Origin of the sequence: Bremerella sp. JC817 (assembly GCF_040718835.1) — a bacterium.
In the GTDB taxonomy this organism is placed as follows: domain Bacteria; phylum Planctomycetota; class Planctomycetia; order Pirellulales; family Pirellulaceae; genus Bremerella.
Genome location: NZ_JBFEFG010000267.1, coordinates 524,530 through 545,776, shown reverse-complemented (window position 1 = coordinate 545,776; position 21,247 = coordinate 524,530). Strand labels below are relative to the sequence as shown.

At 57.0% G+C, this 21,247-nt stretch carries 14 protein-coding genes; 6 read left to right on the top strand and 8 right to left on the bottom strand.

Going from position 1 to position 21,247, the window contains the following annotated elements; genetic code table 11:
- Positions 1-249: 249 nt before the first annotated feature.
- Positions 250-1,197 carry a helix-turn-helix domain-containing protein gene (locus AB1L30_RS10905; protein ID WP_367013444.1) on the bottom strand — a complete coding sequence of 316 codons (948 nt, stop codon included), beginning with the start codon at positions 1,195-1,197 and terminating at the stop codon, positions 250-252.
- 190 nt (positions 1,198-1,387) lie between these two features.
- Here AB1L30_RS10905 and AB1L30_RS10900 point away from each other — a divergent pair, with 190 nt between their 5' ends.
- A complete protein-coding gene (locus AB1L30_RS10900) occupies positions 1,388-1,984 on the top strand; it encodes a hypothetical protein (protein WP_367013443.1) in 597 nt (198 codons plus the stop codon).
- A 7-nt stretch (positions 1,985-1,991) separates the two neighbouring features.
- Here AB1L30_RS10900 and AB1L30_RS10895 read toward each other — a convergent pair whose 3' ends face one another.
- From AB1L30_RS10895 to AB1L30_RS10885, 3 genes are all read right to left on the bottom strand, one after another.
- The gene (locus tag AB1L30_RS10895; RefSeq protein ID WP_367013442.1) at positions 1,992-2,402 is read right to left on the bottom strand and encodes a hypothetical protein; all 411 of its coding nucleotides are present in this window, start codon (positions 2,400-2,402) and stop codon (positions 1,992-1,994) included.
- 52 nt (positions 2,403-2,454) lie between these two features.
- Complete coding sequence (locus AB1L30_RS10890; protein ID WP_367013441.1) at positions 2,455-3,399, bottom strand: DUF1559 domain-containing protein; 945 nt, start codon at positions 3,397-3,399, stop codon at positions 2,455-2,457.
- A gap of 477 nt (positions 3,400-3,876) precedes the next feature.
- The gene (locus tag AB1L30_RS10885) at positions 3,877-4,779 is read right to left on the bottom strand and encodes a hypothetical protein (protein WP_367013440.1); all 903 of its coding nucleotides are present in this window, start codon (positions 4,777-4,779) and stop codon (positions 3,877-3,879) included.
- A gap of 147 nt (positions 4,780-4,926) precedes the next feature.
- Here AB1L30_RS10885 and speA point away from each other — a divergent pair, with 147 nt between their 5' ends.
- Positions 4,927-6,831, top strand: coding sequence for a biosynthetic arginine decarboxylase (gene speA / locus AB1L30_RS10880; RefSeq protein WP_367013439.1), 1,905 nt, complete (start codon positions 4,927-4,929; stop codon positions 6,829-6,831).
- A 135-nt stretch (positions 6,832-6,966) separates the two neighbouring features.
- Here the strand turns inward: speA and AB1L30_RS10875 are convergent, their stop codons facing one another.
- Positions 6,967-11,187 (bottom strand): c-type cytochrome, encoded by a 4,221-nt coding sequence (locus AB1L30_RS10875; RefSeq protein ID WP_367013438.1) that lies wholly within the window; start codon positions 11,185-11,187, stop codon positions 6,967-6,969.
- Between the two features lie 353 nt (positions 11,188-11,540).
- On the opposite strand from AB1L30_RS10875, the gene AB1L30_RS10870 reads away from it, so the two are divergent.
- Both AB1L30_RS10870 and AB1L30_RS10865 read left to right on the top strand, forming a co-directional pair.
- The gene (locus AB1L30_RS10870) at positions 11,541-12,764 is read left to right on the top strand and encodes an FAD-dependent oxidoreductase (RefSeq protein WP_367013437.1); all 1,224 of its coding nucleotides are present in this window, start codon (positions 11,541-11,543) and stop codon (positions 12,762-12,764) included.
- Positions 12,764-13,543, top strand: a complete 780-nt coding sequence (locus tag AB1L30_RS10865) for an aldo/keto reductase (RefSeq protein WP_367013436.1) — start codon at positions 12,764-12,766, stop codon at positions 13,541-13,543. Before AB1L30_RS10870 ends, AB1L30_RS10865 begins: the two co-directional genes overlap by 1 nt.
- Here AB1L30_RS10865 and AB1L30_RS10860 read toward each other — a convergent pair.
- The 3 genes from AB1L30_RS10860 to AB1L30_RS10850 all read right to left on the bottom strand — a co-directional run bounded on the left by AB1L30_RS10860 (position 13,540) and on the right by AB1L30_RS10850 (position 17,120).
- The gene (locus AB1L30_RS10860) at positions 13,540-14,481 is read right to left on the bottom strand and encodes a formylglycine-generating enzyme family protein (RefSeq protein ID WP_367013435.1); all 942 of its coding nucleotides are present in this window, start codon (positions 14,479-14,481) and stop codon (positions 13,540-13,542) included. The genes AB1L30_RS10865 and AB1L30_RS10860 overlap by 4 nt on opposite strands.
- Before the next feature lie 39 nt (positions 14,482-14,520).
- On the bottom strand, positions 14,521-15,375 hold the full coding sequence (locus tag AB1L30_RS10855) for a rhomboid family intramembrane serine protease (protein ID WP_367013434.1): 855 nt from the start codon (positions 15,373-15,375) through the stop codon (positions 14,521-14,523).
- Positions 15,376-15,617: 242 nt separating this feature from the next.
- Entirely contained in the window at positions 15,618-17,120 is a 1,503-nt protein-coding gene (locus tag AB1L30_RS10850; protein WP_367013433.1) for a hypothetical protein, read from the bottom strand.
- Between the two features lie 466 nt (positions 17,121-17,586).
- On the opposite strand from AB1L30_RS10850, the gene AB1L30_RS10845 reads away from it, so the two are divergent.
- Both AB1L30_RS10845 and AB1L30_RS10840 read left to right on the top strand, forming a co-directional pair.
- Positions 17,587-18,096: a MarR family transcriptional regulator gene (locus AB1L30_RS10845; protein WP_367013432.1), complete on the top strand. Its 510-nt coding sequence runs from the start codon at positions 17,587-17,589 to the stop codon at positions 18,094-18,096.
- 14 nt (positions 18,097-18,110) lie between these two features.
- On the top strand, positions 18,111-20,885 hold the full coding sequence (locus AB1L30_RS10840) for a TolC family protein (protein WP_367013431.1): 2,775 nt from the start codon (positions 18,111-18,113) through the stop codon (positions 20,883-20,885).
- Positions 20,886-21,247 lie beyond the last annotated feature (362 nt).

Genomic DNA, 21,247 nt, shown 5'->3' with positions numbered 1-21,247 from the left:
TGGCAGGCGGCGTGGCCCCAATTGGGTGTTGTCGTAAGTGCTTGAATCGGAATTGCTTGCGAAGAGCGTGGTGGCCGCCGGAGCACTACTGCGGAGAACCGAACCGCGAAATCGATATCACAAAAGATGCGCCGGTTGAAATTGGTTGGCGGCCGCCGAAGAGATATTGCAGGCCTTTTGCCCAAACCGTAGGCAGGCGTCCGAATAGTTTCGATGCAACTTGCCGGTGAACCGAGCCAGCGGGAGGGGTTAGGTGTAGGTTCGGTAGAGATTGGGCGTGGTGCCGACCTGGCGGCGGAATTCTCGCCCAAGATGGGACGGGCTATAGAAACCGCACTGCTGAGCGATCTCGGCCATGCTCAGGTCCATGCTTCCATATCGCAGCAGTTGCTTGGCGTGGTCGATGCGGATCTTCAACAGATAGCGTTTGGGCGTTTCCCCCATGGTTTGGCGGAACAGCCTTGTGAAGTGACACGGATCGACGCCGGCGACTCCGGCGATCAGATCGCGGGAAAGGTCGTCGGCGAAGTGAGCGTGCATGAAATCGAGGGCACGCTGAATCGAATCAGGCCGCAGGCGATCTCGTTTGCGAACGTTCGGCAGCTTGTGTTTCGAGATGACCAACAGACGCCGGACGATGTCGTCGACCACATCGCCAGCCGTCATTCGCTGACCAGCCGCCGGAGAGGCCTGATATTGATGGAGCAAACGCTTCATCAGCACTTCCAGGGCATCGTCGCGGAAGAAGTTGCTGTGCAGTACGTCCAGCGACTTGAACTCTTTCCCCAGTAAGCGACTGGCCCGTGCGTTGAGGGCATCTTTGTCGATGTAGAAGGTGATGCTGTGGAAAGGCCCTTTGCCTTTGATCTCGGTCGAGACACCCGCCGAGGTCAAAATCATGTTGCCGGGCTCGTTGGGGCGTAGATATCGACCGAACCCCATGTCGAGTTCCAGCGGGCTTGTCGCGGCACTGTTTACCAGCAACGAGAGCAAGTGCTGGTCGGCCGCGTCGCCATCGTCGATCGCCTCGGAGAGCAGGACTTCCGCGATCTCGAATCCAACCACGTCGTCCTGAAAATGATTGACCGCCAACATCCTCTCACGCATCCAATTGGGCGTGGTGCGATACATCTCCCAGCTATCGACGCTCATCGATAGCTTGGGACGTTTCGACAGGATTTGGTTCAGTGCACTCATACGAACAAGATATTCGAGGTAAATCGATTTCTTGAACAAAGGTGTTATTATAGCTACCGGCTCGCTTTCAGCAGGGGATAAAATCGCCGAAGATTTCATCCGCAGGGCTTCCCATGGCGGGGTTGATCGGCCAAAGATGAGTGGCGTCGATGCCTGTCGAATACCACATCAAGCCTATCCGCGAGGGTTTATGTTTAGCTTCTTCCGTCACCAGAAGCAGGCTCCTACGCTGGAGCAGCAGCTAGAAACGCTGCAAAAACTGGGCATTGGCCTGGCCGAGGGGATCAAGGTCGACGACTTGTTGATCTCGTTCGATCAGGCCAGCTTCGAGGCCGAACCTTATTCGCTGCTGCTGTTTGTGCTGGGGATCGAAGTCGAGGAAAGGCCGTTCGGTCGCCGGATCAGCCAGGACGTTTGGAACTTCGATACCGAATGCATCACCGGTACCGGCAGCTACGTGCCGATCGTCCAGAATCTTGCATCACTGGCTGGACAGGGCGAGCGTATCACCGAGATCGAAGACTTTGTCGATCTGGAAGAAGGTCAGGCCTGGCTGAAGTATTGCCTGGATGGTCAGCCCTTGACTTGGGATGTCGAGGTGAACGACGACTGGGCCGATCCGATGGTGGTCAACTACGTGATGGGTGACCTGGAGAAGCCCAACCAGCATTTCTATGCCTTGGATAACGGGCAGTCCGCAATCCTGTTGTTCCTGGAAGATGGGATCACGAAGGAGCTCGGAAAGATACTGCCAGAGCCCCTGATGCGTGCGATTCCAGAGTACTAGCTGGAGGTTACAGTTCCCAGCTGAGGCCGGTGTTGGCTTCCGGTTTGACCTCGAGTTCGTGCTTGCTGTGCACATTGCATTCCGGAGGAAGCGTCGCCGAATCGGGGACCTGACGGCCATCTTCCAGCGTAATCATCTTGCCGTTGGGCCAACTGGCGTAGAACTCGACCCGCTTCATGCCAGGCGTCGATTCGCCATCGAACTGGCCATCGACGATCGGAATGACCTGGGTTGGGCCAGAGCCGACTTCGCTGGTCGCTGGCAGCAGAATCAGCTTGCCTTCTTCGATCGGCTTACCTTTAAACGTGACCGTTCCAGCCACCGGAAAACGGGTCAGACCATCTCCGGCAGTACCGCATCCAACCAGCAGACAAGCGGCGAGCAGAATGCCTGTCGCCGCGAGAAAATTTGATTTCATAACTACCAACCGCGCGAGAAATGAATGGAATAAGTGCCGAGGGCAGAACTACTTATTGCAGGCCAGCCGTGACTTCGCCACCGTCACGAGTCGCTGCCGCTCGCCAGATGACGCTGTCGATCGTTTCCGCAACGAAGCTCACCGAACCGTCGACCTTCAAAGCCTGAACACCGCCTGGGTGGTGGCTACGGGCATAAGTCGCATAGACACCGCCACCACCGGCGCTGACAGCCGGGGCGTACTGATCGTTGTTCACAAACCGGCCAGCTTCTTGGACGTCTGGGGTTGGCGAATTCGGAGTGACGTTAGCCGAGATCGTGGCATTGCCGGTGTAGCACATGTTGTACATCCCGCGACGATCGGTGACCGAGGCATCGACGCCACCTTCCGGGATCAGGTTGATTTCGCTGACCAGCAGCGTGTGGCTGGTGCCGTCGGTCACGTCACCCATCCGAACCTTCGACAAAGCGAAGAACATGCCGTTCATCCGTTCGTCGGCGTTACCGCCTGAATCGTAGTAGCGCGAGTTGCCATGCACGCCGAGGTAGTTACCGCCGAAGCCTTCTTTGGAAACCTTCGGGCCGGCGCCATCTGAAGGGCACATATAGCCCTGGACCACTGTGCGAGCCGCGTCGATTTCCCACGAACCTTTATTGATCTTCTGACCGGCGTCCAGCTGTTCCCACAGGGCCTGTTGTTCCATGTAAGGCAGGATGCTGCGGGCATAGCAGTAACGGAACTGGTGCCCCGACGTGTTATAAGGCCGGACATCGTATCCCAGTGTCTGGAAGTAGCCAGGAGGGAATTTCAGGTGAGTATCGTGATAGGTGTGCATCGCGATCCCGATTTGCTTCAGGTTGTTACTGCACGACATGCGACGTGCCGCTTCACGAGCTTGCTGCACCGCTGGAAGCAGAAGGGCGATCAATACACCGATAATTGCAATCACCACCAGCAGTTCAACCAGGGTGAAACCGAGACGAGAATGAGTACGCATGATCGCGCGTCCTAAAAAAGACTAAGAATTATTTCGGTAACTCAATGGTAGTCGTAGAAATCTGGACAGGCCATGAGCTATTTCACATGTGGCTATGTTAATGAACGGTGAATCACTGGTGGTGGCCCCCTATGGTGAGTGTTTTATGGAGCCTAACCCTGCATTCACGTCTTCTATGGGGGACTTGGTCTGCTTGTTGGGGGTGTGGTTGGTAAGCCGATAGCTGCCGTGGATGGGCATTAGCCCAGCAAAGATTGCTGCTTTGGCCCTTCTTGCTTTTCGCTAGAACGGGTGGAGTGGCGGTGGATGATAGGCGGGGTTCGCTTCTCTGAGACGAAAACGGCTAAGGTGGAAGATGGTTCCGTTAGATGATTCGGGCCTGCGTGGAAGAGAGTCGGATCCCACTGAGATGTGTCGCCACGAATCGACGTTCAAAGCGCTCACTGACTCGGTGCGTTCAACGCGAAGATAAGCTGATCAGCCCGAATTGCGTTCGCCCAGCATTCGGTCCAGTGCCGTCAGGGCAACCGGCCAGGCAGCCTGACGCGTCTCTTGAACTTGCCACCACTGTTGAACAACTTCTGCCAGGGCTTCGTGTCCTTCGCGCGTCACTTGCCAAAGCTTCAGAGCTTCGGCCAATGAAACGGTTCCGGGGCGGACCAGTTCGACTTCTTCCGCTGCATAAAGAATACCTGGCAAAGTGGCGAGCCGAGCCACCATCGGCAAGCGATCTCGGGCGATGTTTTCGCTGTATTTCGGCAGGTCGAGATTCAACTGCGAGAAAAGCCAGCCCAGTCGAGCCACCTCGGGCAATTGGGGATAAGGATCGTACAGAACCGCTTCCACACGAACACTGTTGTAGTCGAGATGAGCCGTGCCCCGGCCGCCCGAGAAAGGCAGGATGAGGATGACGTCGGCACTCTCTGGCAGGAAGGCTTCCGGCAAAACCCGTTGCAGAAAATAAAGCAGGCCTGGTCCGCGAGCTTCCCAGGCTTCTCGCAGAGGTCGACGTCGCAGCGGCAATTCTTCTTCCGCCTTTGGCATGGCCGTGTGATAGGCATGCGAAAGATCGGTAAAGATTGCTGTCAGGTGCTCGGCAGTGCCACCGCTTTCGTACTCGAGACCTCGTGTCTTGCGAAGAATCACGCCAGCGAGCTCATGTTTTCCGGTAAGCTGCGCCGAAAGTGGCAAAGCGTGTCGCCAGAACGGTTTGAGGGGAACGCCAGCCGTCTTCAGGACATTAATCAGTTGGTCGACGACCGGTTGCATGGTCTCGACCACCACGTCAGGGACCCCTGGCGGACGCTGTTCCGACAGGATCTGGGCCGCGTGCAAGCAACTTGTCCACGTACTTTCTTGCCAGCGAACTTCCAGATTCATCCTTGGGTTCCTTCCGTTAGGGTGGGAATTTGTTCTAAAATCATCTCTTTCATCGCGAACGATTGCAACCGACAGGGAGAACTGTTTCCCTGTGTAAGAGCTCGCGGCCCGTTTTCATGTTCTACACGCCTCAGGAGAGTGGAACTCATGCTGAAAGAGAATGGCAACCGGTGGTCTGCCGCCGACTCGACCGAACTGTACGAAGTCGATCGTTGGGGGAAGAACTACTTCAGCATCAATAGCGACGGGCACGTCATGGTGCACCCTTCCAAGTCGTCAGAGAAGGGAATTGATCTGAAGATGGTTGTCGACCGCCTCGAGGCCCGTGGTGTCGACCTGCCGATCTTGCTGCGATTCAGCGAGATCCTGCAGAACCGTCTGCAAGACATCAACAACGCCTTCGCTTCGGCCATCACCGAATACGAATACCAGAACAAGTATTCGTGCATTTACCCAATCAAGGTGAATCAGCAGCGGCACGTCGTCGAAGAAGTGCTCGACTATGGTCGCCCTTACGGCTTTGGTTTGGAAGCTGGTAGCAAGCCGGAACTTCTGGCCGTGATCGCGATGACCGACGAAGCGACGCCGATCATCTGCAATGGCTTCAAAGATACCGAGTACATCGAAATCGCCATGTACGGCCAGAAGCTCGGCCGCACCATTATCCCGGTTGTCGAGAAGTACACCGAGTTGGCCTTGATCTTGAAGACCGCCGAAGAAATTGGCGTTCGTCCGAAGATCGGTTTCCGCGTGAAGCTTGCTTCGCGCGGCAAGGGACGCTGGTCGGCCAGTGGTGGCTATCACAGCAAGTTTGGTCTGACTGTAACGGAAGTGCTGCGAGCCCTCGACGAACTGAAGTCGCGCGGCATGGAAGATTGCTTCCAACTGCTGCACTATCATCAGGGAAGCCAGGTCAGCAACATCCGCTACGTGAAGACGGCCTTGATCGAAGCGGCCCGAATCTATGTCGACCTCGTCAAACGGGGCGCCGGGCTGAAGTACCTGGACGTCGGTGGCGGTCTGGGCGTCGACTACGACGGTTCGCAGACCGACTTCCATTCCAGCATGAACTACACGCTGGAAGAATACGCCCGCGACGTTGTGTCGCACGTTCAATCGATCTGCAACGAAGCCGAAGTCCCGCATCCACACTTGCTATCGGAAAGTGGCCGCGCGGTGGTCGCGTTCCATAGCGTGCTGGTATTCGGCACGCTGGGTGTCGCTGAGCAAGGCTTGGGCGAACTGAAGCAAGAGATCGACGAAGATACGCCGACGCCACTTCGCGACCTGAAGGAAGCCTACGCTTCGGTCAGCCCACGCACGGTGCTGGAGAGCTTCCACGATGCTCAAATGGCGCTTGACATGGCGTTGTCGATGTTTGGCAACGGCAACTTGACTCTGGAAGAACGCAGTGAAGCTGAAACGCTGTATTGGAACCTGTGCTTCAAGATCCGCGGTCTGATCTCGGAACTGGATCACGTGCCGGAAGAGTTCGAAGGTTTGGATCGCATGCTGTGCGATACCTACTTCTGCAACTTCTCGCTGTTTCAGTCGCTGCCAGACAACTGGGCGATCAACCAATTGTTCCCGATCATGCCGATCCATCGGCTGAACGAAGAACCGCAGCGACATGCGGTGATTGGCGACATTACCTGCGACAGCGATGGCAAGATCGATCAGTTCATCGATCGTCGCCACGTCAAGCGAACGCTGCAACTCCACCGTTACGACGGCGAACCTTATTACATGGCGGCGTTTCTAGTGGGTGCTTACCAGGAAGTGCTGGGCGACCTGCACAACTTGTTCGGCGACACCAACGCGGTGCACGTGGAACTCGACGACCAGGGTGAGCCTTCCTTCACCCACATCATCAAGGGTGACACCGTTCAGGAAGTGCTGCACTACATGCAGTTCAACGAAGAAGAACTGACCCGCCAGATGCAGCGAAGCGTCGAGCAGTCGATCAAGCGTGGTGCCATCGAACAGAAAGACGCCGGCACGATCATGAAGTTTTATGAATCGGGTCTGCGAGGTTATACCTACCTCGAATAAGCCGAGCTTGCGTAAAAGCGAAACCAAAACACCCTGCGAAGAGCAACCAAACGGTCCGACTTCGCAGGGTGTTTCTTTGCGCCAGATAAAAAAGGTTTTACACGTCCAAGTCGATCTGAAGACTAGCCCGAGCGGCTAGTTTTCGCGAACCTTACGCATGGTGTAGTGAGCTTCCTTCGGCCAGAGGGTTTTGCCCGGGCCGGCAATTTCATCATCCAGGAACAACTCGTAGACGAAGCCCTCACGGATCGGAGCTTCGAGGGTGACCGTCGCTTCCAGGCGGTCTTCCGAAACGACGACCGAAGCGACCGATTCCAAACGCCGCTGTTGATCGTCGCCACCATAGGCCGGCGTCGACGTGCGGGTGTAAGAGGCAATGCTGTAGTTCGACGCCAGATTGCCATAGCCGGCATCGATCTGATCGGTAAAGCGAATCTTGAAGCCGGTCGGTGTCGCACGGACTTCGTCGATCCCCAGTGGCAAGTGCACCGAGTTCGGACGAAGGCGTGTGAATGTGCCAACATTGTTGCCGCCGCCCCAGCCGGCATCTCGGAGGTTGCTGACATAAAGGTCCCCGTCCGGAGCGACTGCGCAACTGATCGGTCCCAACAGGCCTTTCTCGACATCTTGCGGAGGATCGACCGTCAGTGGATACGCGGCTCCTTGGATCGTGTCGCCTACTTTCTCGAGGCTCATGCGGACGAGCCGCCGGGTGTCGTATTCGCAGCCAACGAGGTCGCCTTCCCAGGGACCAAACAAGTCGTAGCCCAGTTTCTCGCGAACATCGGCAGGTGTTTCGAGGAAGCAAATCCCGTTGACGCTTCGGGTCCATGGATGTGGGATCGCAATCGACGGAGGCGTTTCCGGTGGAGCAAATCCCGGCTTGCGATCGACGGCATTGATGAAGCCGTACCGCAGACCTGGGACGACATGGTTCAACTCGTTGAATGGGTTCCAGTTGCCTTGATTGTCGGTGACAAACAGTTCCCCCTGATGATTCCGGGCGATCCCCATGGGGAAGCGATGCCCAGCAGTCAGTTCTTCAATGCGATAGGTTTGCTTGTGAGGATCGTCGGAAGTGGGGGTCAGTTTGACGACCGTGCCACGCAGCCTTGCAGCTTCTTTCGAGCGACCATCTTGCTGGCAAGGAATCGCCGCGTAGTAGTTGCCATCCGCGTCTTGCGGCAACCCTACGACCCAGTCGTGATAGTCGTCGGTATGGCCCCAGCCGTTGGAAAGGTTCGTTACCTTTTCGACGATACCGTCGCCATCTTCATCCCACAGCCGCAGCAACGCGTACTTGTTGACAATGTCGACATACTTGCCGTGAGCCTTCAGGCCGTAAGGGGCCGCGTATTCGTCGCCGAACTGCCGGTAGGTGTCTTCCAGGCCGTCGCCATCGGTGTCGGTCAGTTTCCAGATCCGCCCCTTCAGCGAAGCCGCCATCAGGCTGCCGTCAGGTTGCCAGTCCATGGCGATCGACATCATCTCGGTGGTGATCGGCAAACGAGTCGCCGACCAGCCAGGGATGATGTCGAGATCGACAGCCTTCGACAATTGCGGAGGTAAAGCAGCGGCTGCGGCGATCGTTTCGCCTGGCAGACGAAGCGAATAGGTCGCTGTCAGGTTCTTCTCGTTGGCGGCTAACCAGACAAGCTGACCGGCATCGGGCGATAGCGTTTCGGCGTGATCGAGTGCGATCAGCATATCGCCGGAGCTGAACTGGATCTGGTCGTCGACCTGGCCTGCCAATTGAACCGGGCCGGCCAGCGTTTCGCGAGGAAGCCGGAGACCGATCGAATAGCCTTCCGGAAGATTGGTGACGGTGATCGATCGCGTGAAGCCATTTCGCGGCGAACCTTCCTTTGTCCAAAGTGGCGTCAGCGTTTGACGGACTTCCAGATCGATAGGATCGGACGTGCCGAAGTGCAGCGTCTGCGTCCAGGTCAGCGCGTCGCCGTCGTAGTCGATTTCTCCGAATCGCGTGAAGAACTGACCGTCGCGGCGCGGCGAGATTGGATTGTCGTCGCCATCCCGAAGGACAATTTCAGGAACTGGCGAAGTGGGATCGAACAGCCCGCGTCCGCCGATTTCCCAGTGCCAAGTCTTTCCTTCGCTCCGTTGCCGAGCAACATCGCCGACCCACCATTGGTAAAGCGAAGCTGACTCGAGGTCGTACAGCACGTTGTTCCGATTCGGCAGACCCACCAGCAGCGGCTTGATCAGCACCTTCTTGTCGGCCAGCTTGATAACATCGGTCAACACGATCGCTCGATCGGTGGCCGACTTCGCGCCTGTTTGTCGCACGATGCGAACCGGGTCAGGCTTCGGCGGCGTGAAGTCTGGCGTATTGAGCACATGCCACACGGCGGCCAACTGGGTATCGACCTGGTTGTCGAGCACGCCTTGGACCGGCAGTTTCACGCTGGGCATTTCCATGCGTGGAACGATGCGTGCAGGATCATGGACCCAGCGATAGAACCAGGGCTCGCGGATACGATCCCCCAGCATCGACAGGTCAGGTCCTTTGGCATTTAGCGGAGCCTTCGGAGGGATCATCTGCCCGACCTGATGGCAACTGGTGCAGCCGAAGCCATCGGTTGTGACCAGCCGCGATCCAGCGATGGTTGCCGCCAGCCCTTCGACTTCAGGAATGGTGGGAATCGCCGGGGCTTTCTCCGGGATGCGATCCTGAGCGACGAAGTGATTGACGAGGGCCTGTTGTTCCTCGGCCGTCAGATCGAACTTCGGCATCTGCACGCGTAGCCATGGCCGGTGATTGCCTCCGCTACGGCGAATGGCGGCCAGCAAGGCTTGGTCGTGCAGCTTATCGCCAACACTGTTGAGCGACGGAGGCACCATCGACGGAAGCAATGAAGTGAGACCTGAGTGGGCGTCGACAACCTCTTTGGCCGTTTCCGAAAGGCCCTTCCCGGTGCCACGAGGATGGCAGGCCAGGCAGTTGTTCTCTTTCAAGATCCAAGCGGCATCGGCACTCGCTTGCGGCGACTGCTTGGCTCGGGCAACTTCGCGAATGTAGGTCTTGATCGCTTCGCGGTCTGATTCTGGCAGTTGGTAGCCAGGCTGCCCTTTGGCGGCCACCGGCGATCCCATGCAGGCATCTTGCCAGAGGTTGCCAGGGCCAAGCTTCGGCAACGAAGGGTGAACCTGCTTGGCGGCATCGCCAGGCAGCGTATGACAAGACTGGCAGCGATTGTCCGCGATCAGCTTGCGGCCTTGCTCGATCAGCAGCGGATTGAATTGGCGGACAGGCGTCTGGGCTAAGGTTTTGTCTTCGGTCAGCGTTGCCAGGTACGAAGAGATGTCGTCACGCTGTTTGTCATTTAAATCGTAAACCGGCATCCGATGGTCTGGGTTCAGCTTAGCGGGATCAGCCAGCCAAGTTTGAAAGAAGCCTCTCGGGCGTTTCGCGGCGATGTTGGTCAGGTCTGGGCCACCCATCACGCTGGCCGTGCCGAGCTCGCCAATCGTATGACAGGCGGTGCAGCCGAGGGTTAGCACCAGGTTCTTTCCACTGGGGGCCGAGCCTTTCGTGGGCAGCTCGCTTTTCTTTTCGCGTGGCTTCGATTCCGACAGAAGATATTCGACCACCGCATCGACGTCGTCGTTCGAGAGCTCGAAATGAGGCATGCGGCGAAGTGTGTCTGAATCCTCTTCCGCCGGCTTGCTGGCGAGCCATTCGCGAAGCCATGGCTCGGAAAGGTTGCCATCCAGTTGGGCCAGCGACGGAGCCTTGGCGGCGAGTTGCTGCTGCTGGACATCGTGACACGCGGTACAGCGATAGCCGGCAATCAGTTCGCGGCCTCGTTCAAAAGGCTGTTCGATCGTCTTGTCGATGTCGTGATAGAAGTACTCGGCAGGGATCGGCTCGAGAGGAAAGTCAGGTCCTGACCAGAACAGCTTGAGCTCGGCATTGGGCTGAGTTCTGGCGAAGTCGACCTGAAACGGATGCCAATCAAACTTCATCGACAACGGCTTGCCAGTGACCCACTGCGGCGTAGTCGTGTTGGCTTCTAGCACGACCTGGTCTTCGAGCTGAACGCGAACTTTGCCACACACATAGGCATAGATGGTGTAATCGCCAGAGGTGCGGCTGAGCAGCAGGCCGTCCCACCTTGCACTGAACTTCCCTTCGCTGATCCGAAGATCGGGCGATGCTTTGCCCCAGTCGAAAGACACCGTCGGATCGATGCGAACGCAGCGTGTGCCGTCGGTTGCCTGGATCGTGGTGATCAGCCCAGGAGCGAAGTCTTCTTCAAATTGAGCTAGCACGACGCTGGCGGGAGCGAAAAACCAGGCAAGGGCGATGGTCAGGGCCGAGATGATAGGGCGCATGCACAAAGTCCTGATGAGGTAGGCGGTGGTGGGAGGTTTGCTGGTTCCGTCAGGGACGCTAGGCCCCGAAGACAACCGATCGACCGAGGAGGCATGCCGCGAAAAGGCACGTTAATACGTTAGATATAACGTGGAATCAAATCGAAGGCAATCAAGTTCCCGCCTCGGCGGCTGGACATTCGCTGGGCGAGAACCGATTCCAGTATAAGGTAACCCTAACGGTCGTGCATGCTATCCAAATCGGGGTAAGTCATGGCGAATCGGGGAGCCGCTTTGATCTTGCTTGCATCAGGCCAAACTTCCTAAACTACTGCCCGCCACGGATTCGGCATGTTCAGAGGGGGAGAGGTTATATGGAAACCATACAAGTCAACGCATTGATCATTGGGGGCGGAGCCTCCGGACTGTGGCTACTTGATCAACTGCGTCGCGAACGTCGTTCGGCTCTGCTGGTCGAATCGCACGCCTTAGGAACCGGCCAAACGATTGCCGCCCAGGGGATTCTGCACAGTGGACTGAAGTACTCGCTGCAAGGTCTGCTGACTGCGTCGGCCCGTGAAGCACGCGAAATGCCTGCGATCTGGCGGAAGAGCCTGGAAGGCAACGCCCAGCCGAACCTTTCGCAGACCAGCATCCGTTCGCAATCGTTCTATTTGTGGGGCACAAATTCGGCTTCATCGAAGCTCGGCATGTGGGGGGCCCGACTGGGGCTTCAGGTCACACCGAAGGCTGTCAGTCCGCACAACGCCCCTGCCCTGCTGAAAGGTTGCCCTGGAGCGATTTTCAGCGTAGCGGAACAAGTCATTTCTTGCGGTTCGTTTTTGCAGAATCTGGCGGAAACGAATCAGCAAGCCACGTTTCAGGTCGATGCCAAGTTCGGCACCGAGATCGTGCGAGATGCTTCCGGCAAGGTTCAAGCCGCGATCCTGACATCGGCCGACGGTCGCCAGGTCCGTGTCGAAGCCGACTGGTATGTCTTCGCGGCGGGGAAAGGGAATGCGGCATTGCGTGTTGCGGCTGGTCTCGATCCTCGCAAGCAGCAGACTCGACCACTCCACATGGTGATGCTGCGCGGCGGATTGCCCGAGTTTTACGGCCACTGCGTCGATGGTGCTGCGACCCGCGTCTCGATCACCTCGGCACGTACCGCCAAAGGCGAAGTGGTCTGGCAGGTCGGCGGGCAACTGGCGGAAGAAGGCGTGGGCATGGAGCGTGCCGACTTGATCGCCAAAGCTCAGCGAGAACTGCTGGCCACGTTGCCTGGCATCTCGCTTGATCGTGCCTGGTGGTCGACCTATCGCGTCGATCGTGCGGAAGGAACGACCATGACCGGTAGTCGCCCGGAATCGTTCAAAGTTGAAACGGACGGCAACGTTCTGACCGCGTGGCCAACGAAGTTGGTTCTGGTACCGCAGTTGGTTGCCAGTCTCACGCAAACCATTAAACAAGCTCCGATGCGTCAGGCATCGTTTGAACCTGCTATGACCGGTTGGGCGAAGCCAAGCGTCGCCAAGACGCCGTGGGATCGCGAGCAGTTCTGGACTTCGCTCAACGCCTCTCAGGTAGCGGCCGCGTAATGTTGGAAACACAGACCCGGCCACTTGGACAAACAGGCTTTTCGGTCGGACCAATCGGGTTCGGCGCGTTCAAAATTGGACGCAACGCAAAGATCAAGTATCCACAGCCGTACGATCTCCCTTCCGATGCGGAAGTGGCTAACCTTTTGGATGGTTTGATTGACCTGGGAATCCAACACTTCGATACCGCGCCGGCCTATGGCATCAGCGAAGAACGGATCGGCAACTGGCTGGCTGGTCGCGATGTGCCTTTGTTGGTGTCGACGAAAGTCGGAGAGCTGTTCGAGGATGGCGAGTCACGCTATGAGTTCGACGCCGATTCGATTCGGCGTAGCGTTGCCACGAGTCTCCGGCGGCTGCGGCGAGATGTGCTCGACATCGTCCTGATTCATACACCTCACGACGATGAGCGGATTCTGAAGGAATCGCCGGTCGTTGAGACGCTCCAGTCGCTCAAGGATGCCGGCGACATCCGTGCGATTGGCTTGTCGGGCAAAACGGCCGCAGGGGCCGAGATGGCCTTGGCGTGGGCCGACCTCTTGATGGTCGAGTTCAACCCGGACGATCTTTCGCATGCCGATGTGATCGCTAAGGCGGGCGAGCAAGGGCTAGGCGTCTTCGTGAAGAAGGGACTGGCTTCCGGGCATCTACCACCGCGCGAAGCGATTCCATTTGTGCTCAGCCAACCAGGCGTCAGCAGCCTGGTGGTTGGAGGTCTCAACCTGCAGCACATGGCCGAGAACTTGCGTCTGGCGACGTCGGCCTTGCAAGGCTCTTAGTTCTGCTCGATACAGCGGAAGCCGGTGAAGTTGTTGCTCATCTCTGGCGATAGTTTGCTGCGATACCACACCATCGCCTCGCTGGTTCCGGTCTGATCGGAGCTGAGCCAGCTTCCGCCCCGTACGACCTTTAACTCACCGGTTCGTGGCCCCACTGGATTGCGTGGATCGATGCGATCGAGACTGTCTTCCGCATACCAACTGCTGGTCCATTCGGCGACGTTACCAGCCATGTCGTGCAGCCCGTGGGCGTTGCTCGGAAAGGTTGCGACCGGGGCTGGTTCGGTGTAGCCATCGGCGGCTTGATCACGCAGCGGAAAATCGCCTTGCCACAGGTTCGCATGCGACTCGAACGGCCGTGGCGTGGTCGTTGGCCAGGGATAGTCTTGTTCCAACTGCTTGCCTCGGGCTGCCGCTTCCCACTGGAACTCGGACGGCAGGCTTTTGCCGGCCCACTTGGCATAGGCGTTGGCGTCGTACCAGCTGATATGAACGACCGGGTGATCGTCTTTGCCGAGAATCGACGAGCCTGGGCCGGCTGGCTGACGCCAATGGGCTCCCTGCTTTTTCATGAACTGGTGGGTCTGCTTGTCGAAGCAAAGCGACTCGCCTCGCCGCTCGGCGTCGGTCTGGTAACCGGTTTGCTCGACGAACTGGCCGAACATCGCGTTGGTGACTTCCGTGCGTTCGATCGAGAACGGATCAAGGTGAATCTGCTGGGCAGGCTGAGCGTGTCGAGGCCCCGAGTCCTTACCAACCAGGTAGCGTCCACCTGGGATGGGATGCAGAACCGCGAGCGGCTTGGGGGACATCTCGGGGCTATCAATCGCCAGCTGTGGCGGCGTCGGCGCGAGAGCCTGCCCCATAGAAAAATAGATGGCACCGCCAGCGATCACGCAGGTGATGCCGAGGGCTAGCTTGGTCTTCGAATGTTTCATCCCGAAGTTCATCCTTGCACTTGGGTGACAGGCCGTGCATTACTTAAGCTTCTGCCGCATCCGGCGACTGTAAGCTTCCAGCTTGCGGCGTTCGGCTTCCGAGAGCGACTCCATCCCGGACTGGTTCACTTTTTCCAGGATGCGTTCTGCTTCTTCGTCTGAGTCGTTGTACGGATCGTAGTCATCCTCTTCGGTATGGATCCGAAGGCGTGGCGAACGACGCGGCCATTTAGGAAGGGCCAGCTTGCTGGGGATGAATTGTCCGAAGCGGATTCCGCTGAAGAAGTAAATCAGACCGAATCCAATCCCTGCCAGGTGAGCCGAGTAAGCGACATCTTCCTGACGGCCAAAGATGTTGGTCACCAGCATCAGCCCACCGATCGCCCAGGCGGGGACCGGAATGAGGAAGCCGAGGTAAACGGTCATCTTGGGATAGAGGCAGACGAACAGCATGAAGATCGTCGAGACGGCCCCCGAAGCACCGGTCATCACGGCATTGTCGCCCAGTCCAATGATCACGACATTCCAGGCGATGCCGCACAGCACCACGCTGATCAAGTAGATCTTCAGGAACTCGGCTTTGCCGTAGCGTTCTTCGACAAACCGGCCGAACATCCACAGCAGGAACATATTCGAAAAGATATGCCAACCGGCGCTGGGACCGCTGATCGCATGCAGGAAGCCATAGGTCAGGTATTGGTACCAGTACTGTGGCTGGTACAGCGTTTGGGTATGCACACCAAACCATTGAGCCAGGTCGAGCTGCAGCAGCCAATCAAACAGGAAGATCCCCACGTTGATGTAAAGCAACAACATGGTGGCTGATTGATTGCTCGCCGAGAAGGACATTGAATCGTCCGGCTCGCGATAGTATTCCCGATCGTAAAGGCCCATTTCCTATCCGTAACACAAAGACCGAGGCGGCTGCGGCGCGTGTTCCAACACGCTTCTACTCAAACTATCTTAGGTGCGCCGTACAGAAAAGTGCAGTGTAGCCTCGATTCCTCAGAATCGGCGGCAAGCTGCAAGGTGTTACTAGATGATAGCTTAAGACACCGAAATAGGTGGTAAATCGGTGCCATGCGACTGCCCGTAATCCAGGGCAGCCAGGAAGAATGCGGCGGGATGCTCGGGGTTTAGAGGGCGAGCGTCAGCGAATCAGGGTCGGCTTTGTCGAGTTCTTCCTGACCCAGTTTACGCAAAATCGCGTCGCTGGCTCGCTGAAGTTCTTCGACCAAGGCCTGATTGGTGCGGTAAAGCTGGCTGTTCAATTGCAGGGTTTCGGTCAGATACTTCAGCAGTTTGTCTTTGTAGACAGCGATCTGTTCCTGCTCGTAAACGACCTTCTGCTTGTCATCCTGCAGCTTCTGCTTTTCCTGGGTGCGATACGCAACGACATCTTTAGCGATCGTTTCCGAATCGGTCAGCATTTTGATGTCTTGTTCCAGGGTGTACTTCATGTCGCGGAGGTCTTCGACCCGCGTCTTGAAGGCGTGGAACTGAATCACGAAGTCGCTGAGCGGGCGAACATAGATCTGCTTGTCGACCGTCACGATCCCCTGATCGACCAGCGATTTGCCCGGCTCACGCGAGGTGAGCAGCACGACCTGGTCTCCCTTGCTGAACTTGGTCGGAGCACCCTGTTTCAAGTATTCGGCAGCGGCCAACCCGGTCGCCGGCTCGAATTCCTGGGTGATGCCCGAGGTTGCTACCTGGGCGTCGACCGGCACTTCATGATCTTGCTGGAAGGTGACCATGCTCAGCACAGCCAGTTGAGGATCGTCAGCCTGGGCGTCCTGGCCGGTACGCTGGATGTCGGTCACCAGCTGGTTGACCATGGTATCGGTCAGGCCCCCGGTGCGAGAGGCAGCGCCAATGATCAGGGCGGCGACTTCATCGTTGCCCATATCAGCAAACAGCTTGTGTTCGTCGACAGGCATCTTGTCGTACAGCATCCAAGGGGTTTGGATATTCAGCACGCTTTGCTGAGCGCCATCAAGCTTGGTGGTCGGTTCGACGGTGACGTTATTGTCTTGGACCGTGCGAACGACGAATTCTCCGATGAAAAACGCCGGCACGGCGATCGAAGGATCGTTGGGGTAGTCCATCTGGCCGAAGGCATAGACGATATCATCCGGAGCGAGTGAACGCTGGCCTGGGGCAGGTGCTGGAGGTGCTACCGCGCCACCGGCTGGTGGATTTGCCGCGTTGCTGGTTTGGATTGGTGGCAAGATCAAGTTGATCTGCTTGCCGTTGATGGCACCACGGGAAACGTTGCGCCACACGCGACCGCGATCGTACATGGCACGCTTCAGTTCCGCTTCCGCACCAACGATGCTGTCGACTGGCTTGGCGGCCGTTTCTACGTGGCCCGACATCGGATTAATGGCTCGGCCATATTGCAGCATTTCAACCTGCATGGTGGCCTGGGCGAGTTCTTTTTCGCGTTGTTCCGCCAGCTTCTTCCACGACGTCTCGGTTTTTAGCACGGCTGAAGCAATCACCAGGTAGGCGAAGGCAGCGCCGAACGTCAAGAACAAGCTCAACACATGCAGGACATTCCAGTTCGCCGCGTTCAGATACGAGAAGATCCCGAACAAAAGTACGAGCACGGCAATGACAATGTAGAAGACGGTCATGTGGTCTTTAGTGCTGAGATTTGACGGTCGTGACAATGACAGAAAAGGTGGTGCATGGACCTGGGTTTACGGAGGAGAGAACCAGTAGGTGCTGGGCACTCTGCGCAAATCCATCGGTGTATTGTACTTCAGGCCCAAGGCTTTTCACGGAAAATGCCATGGCATTCCAGAGAAATCACCCTGAGATCATAAATTGGGTATTTTGGGGAGTCAATAAGCTCTTTCAGACGACAAGCGTCGTAAAGCCTTAATACGACGAAGCTTAGGTTGTAGTTTGAGGGTGGGACGGACGGAATAACCGGCAAATTCGTTCAAGTCCGAACGGTTTCCGGGCCGAAATGATATCGAAAGCGGAACGTTCTCCCCCGGAATGATTCGCTGCCGAACGATTTCACATGCCCAAGCTGGACAAGGCTGATGCCCTGTTCAGGGAGGGTACGACCGCTGAACTCAGGGAAGGAATCCCATGGCAGACTCGGAGCGAACCTCGCCACAGCTAGTGGTGGAATTGATTCGCATGGCCATTGAAATGGCTTCGTGCGAGAAGACGATGCGAGCCGCGATCGCGGAAGTGGTTTCGCCGTTTTCTTTATCCGAGAACGCCTTCTTTGTTCTGGTTTTGTGCCAGCAGAACTTGGAAGAGCCTTTGCCACAGGCTGCCTTGGCCAGGACGGTGGGCCTTTCTCCTGCTCAGCTTAGCAACCTCGTCGAACAGCTAAGGCAAGATGGCTGGATCGAATCGAGTCGCGATGCCAACGATCGGAGGCGTCAGTTCTGGACGCTGACGCCGGATGGTAATCGCCGCTTGGGTGAGATCCTTCCCAAATTTCACGAAGCCTGGCAATTCGACCAACTGCCCGTCGATCCGCGAACGTTGTTGGAAGGTTTCCGGCAACTGGTCGCGCTGCTCGGGTCTTCGTTGAAATCACGACCGACCACGGTGTCGGTTCACCCAGCCACATCCCAAGCCGCATAGGGACATGGGTCAGCATGCGTTTCCGAACAACTTTCAAACGAATTAAAACTCGACAGCCAGCCGCCGCCAGCTGTTGGTTCTCGCTCGCGTTGCTGATGAGCGGACTCTTTCTGGTGGGCTGCCATTCGCCGGCGTTCTATCGCGTTCAAGCCGACGACGACGCCTATGGCCTGGTCCAAGAGAAAAACTACGACCCACGCTGGCATCTGAACCGGATCACCATCGATCCGAATCCCGCGTCGCGTATGTACGATCCGTTCAATCCCGATTGCCCACCAATGCCGCTGGATGATCCGGCGGCGAACCAATACATGCACGTGGTCGACCAAAAACAGGCCTATTGGGGCTGGGAGCGGGATGGCGTCACAACCGACGTGGCCAACCCTGACTGGTTAGCCCATATGCCGTTGAACGACGAGGGCGAACTGCTGTTGAACGTCGACAAGGCCGTGGAACTGGCTCGACTCAACTCGCCTACCTATCAGCGTGAGCTGGAAGACTTATACCTTTCGGCCCTCGATGTGAGCTTCCAACGCTTTCAGTTTGATGCCCAGTTCTTTGGTGGTTACGAAACGTTCTTCACCGCTGACGGACCGATCCGCGGGGGTGGCTCTTCTTCCAGTGTGCTGGAAGCGAATACGCGTAACATTCAAATGGAAAAGCTGTTCGCCACTGGTGGTCAGCTTGTCGTCGGCTTTGCCAATAGCTTGATGTGGGAGTTCTCGGGACCGAATCGCGACTCGGTGAACAGCGTGATCGACTTCTCGCTGGTGCAGCCTCTGCTGCGAGGCGGCGGCCGCAAGGTGGTCCTCGAAAATCTCACCCAGCAAGAGCGTAACCTGCTGGCCTCGGTCCGTGATATGGAGCGATTCAATCAGTCGTTCTATCTCGATATCGTAGCTGGCCGCGGCCTCACGGCGGGACCTCGTCCAGGCGGCGGTTTGCCAGGCACCGGACCGAACGGTTCGTTTGGCGTGGGTGGTTATTACGGTTTGCTGCAGCGTCAGCAAACGATTCGCAACCAGGAAAGCAACATCGCTTCGCTGCGTAGCAGTCTTTCGCAATTGGAAGCGTTCTTTGAAGCCGGACGTATCGACTCGTTCCAGGTGGAACTTACCCGTCAGTCCCTTTTCCAGACCCAAAGCTCGTTACTCTCGAACAAGACGCAGTTGGCCAACTCGCTCGATCAGTTCAAGATCGACATGGGTTTGCCGCCCGAGTTGAATGTGGCGATGGAGCGTGACAGCTTTTTCGACCAGTTCAATTTGATCGACCCTGCTTTTACTCCGGTGACCAACAAGTTAAACGATATCCAGTTGACCGTGGGTAACTCGCTGCTGGAAGTTTTGCCAGACCCTGAAGGTATCGATCCTACGCAACCGATCGAACCAAATCTGGTTTGGAACGAGGACGTCGAAACACGACTCAAGGCAGTTCAAACGTTAACGCAGCAGTTGAAGGTGATCCTGCAGTTGGTGAACGAAGACTTCTTTCCGCTGGTCGAACAAGACGTGCAGCGACTGGAAGACAACCTGCCCAATCGCGTTGCCGACCTGAGAGAGATTCAAGAGAAACTGGCCGGCTACAGCGAAAAGGTGCCGGACGAAGCGGTCTCGGAAGGTGTGCTCAGTACGCGTCGTCTGCAAGAGCTGCCTCCACAGTTGCGTACGGTGTTGGCCGATCTGAAGACTCGCTTCGCTCAGCACGAACAGATCCTCGATCAGATCAACAACAACGTCAGTAAGGTCATCCAGGATGGTCCGACGTTACCGCCAGGTCAGCTTTACGGCCAAGCCAAGGCTGCGGTCTTCGATCCGGTGCCGGACGAAATTCAAACCTTGATTGCCGATGTGCTGGGACTGTCGCTGGTCCAAGCCCGGGCCCGTGCTGAAACGGTCTCGTTGGTGCCAGTCGATATCTCGTCGGACACCGCTCTCGACGTGGCACGCGTTTATCGACTCGACTGGATGAATGCCCAGGCCGCCTATGTCGACTCGTGGCGAAACATCCAGGTCGTCGCCAACGAGCTGTTGAGCGACCTCGACATTGTCTTCACCGGAGAGCTTGGCAACGTGGGTGATAACGGAGTGAAGTTCAACAGCGACAACGGTCGGTTGCGGGCAGGCCTGGAATGGGACGCTCCGCTGACACGACTGGTCGAGCGAAACAACTATCGAGAAGCACAGATCGAATACCAGCGAACCCGTCGTGCGTATTATCAGTATCGCGACCAGATCAGCCAGGGGCTTCGCGATGTGATCCGTACACTCGACTTGAATCGTATCAACTTCGAGCTGCGACGAGCCGCCGTTCAGGTCGCCATTTCGCAGGTCGAACGGACGCAGCTTCGCTTGCAAGAGCCTGCCAAGCCGAACCAAACCAATCAGCAGTTCGATTCCAGTACGGCTCGAGACTTGTTGAATGCGTTGGATAGCTTGCTCTCGGCCCAGAACGACTTCCTGTCGGTCGGTGTGAACTACGAAATTCTCCGCCGCGGTCTCGACATCGACATGGGAACGGTTCAGCTAGACGACCGTGGTATCTGGATCGATCCAGGCCCGATCGATGGCACCTACTGGGAAGATCAGCTGGCTAACATGCAAACCGGGGGCGAGATCCCAGAACTGATCGACCTGCATCCGATTCCGGAGCCAATCGAGGCACCGACCGACATCGATCCAAGCGAATCGGAGATCACCGCCCCGGGTGAACTCCCTCCGCCAGCGGTCGAGCTTGAACCAACGCAGGTACGTCCCATCATGCCGCCAGAACTCGAGCCACCCAAATGAGCCGGCGATGGATCAAAGGCAAGCGGCCTACATTATCTATCTAGACTGCTTGCCGCAAACTGCCAAAAGGAAAAGTCGTGGTCGTAACTCTTTTTAGAACCACGATTTAGTTGACTGCCCGAATGCCGTTCTAACAATGTTTTCCGGTATAAGGGAATCCTTCGGCCATTTTCGGGGTTTCATCGAGCATGAAGTACTTCGGGAGTCGATGAACTTTGCAGGGTATCGACTACCAGCCCCCAAATCCTAGGTAACTTGCTGCTAACCAAAGGGTTAGATGCATAAACCAACGTGGAATTGTGATGGTTTTCGCGTGATTGTGAACGCCTGGGTTGTTAGAATGAACCAGTGCTTTCGGGCAT